At 35.4% G+C, this 1134-nt stretch carries 1 protein-coding gene; it reads left to right on the top strand.

The window, feature by feature from the left end; genetic code table 11:
- Positions 1-779: 779 nt before the first annotated feature.
- Positions 780-1134: transposase (locus BLR60_RS24735; protein ID WP_208600715.1), on the top strand; the 355-nt coding region annotated here is incomplete at its 3' end.

The raw sequence follows: 1134 nt of genomic DNA on the forward strand, positions 1-1134 counted from the left end.
CCCTTGCTGGCGCACGCGTGCCGCGTGTGCATTTGATACTGGTGCATTAATACGGGTGCATCTTAATATATTTCATTCGCGGTAAACGCCCCCTGCTAGCGCACGCGTGCCGCGTGTGCAATATAATTCAGCAATTCACACGCTCGTTTATTTAAGAGGTCGTATTTTATCGGTCCCTTAAATAAAAGTATAGCAGAAGGAAATCCTTTACGAGTAAAGTTATTTATAGTCGATATTCAAGCGTATCGAAATATTTAAGAAAGTACAATTTTATTTTCGGTCATTTTCTTATATTGTAAATTACAATAACCTCTATAAATAAAACCATTATCTGTCCCCCTTGCTGGCGCACGCGTGCCGCGTGTGCATTTGATACTGGTGCATTAATACGGGTGCATCTTAATATATTTCATTCGCGGTAAACGCCCCCTGCTAGCGCACGCGTGCCGCGTGTGCAATATAATTCAGCAATTCACACGCTCGTTTATTTAAGAGGTCGTATTTTATCGGTCCCTTAAATAAAAGTATAGCAGAAGGAAATCCTTTACGAGTAAAGTTATTTATAGTCGATATTCAAGCGTATCGAAATATTTAAGAAAGTACAATTTTATTTTCGGTCATTTTCTTATATTGTAAATTACAATAACCTCTATAAATAAAACCATTATCTGTCCCCCTACCCAGCTAAAATGGTTAATTCATGCTGTATTTTTATAAAAAATAAAGCGTAAAAACTTTATAACTAGCGCCGGTGTGTCACATATGAAAAACCTAAAGAAATGAGTCGTAAATATAAATTCTACAATAAAGAAGGTTTATACTTTGTAAGTTTTGCAACAGTATATTGGATAGATATATTTGTACGCCATTTATATTGCGATATTATCGTAAACAGTTTAATTTACTGCAAGAACAAGCTGGGTTTGGAACTCTATTGTTGGTGCATTATGCCAAGTCACATACATTTAATTTTTAGTGCAAAAAATCATAATCCAGATATTTTATTGGGCAGAATAAAAGAATATACTTCCAAAGAAATTGTAAAAGCAATTAAAGAGAACAGCCAGGAAAGTAGAAAAGAATGGTTGTTGTGGATGTTTGAGCGGGCAGGCTTAAAAAGCAGTAATGTTAAAG

The organism is Pedobacter terrae (assembly GCF_900100705.1).
In the GTDB taxonomy this organism is placed as follows: Bacteria; Bacteroidota; Bacteroidia; order Sphingobacteriales; family Sphingobacteriaceae; genus Pedobacter; species Pedobacter terrae.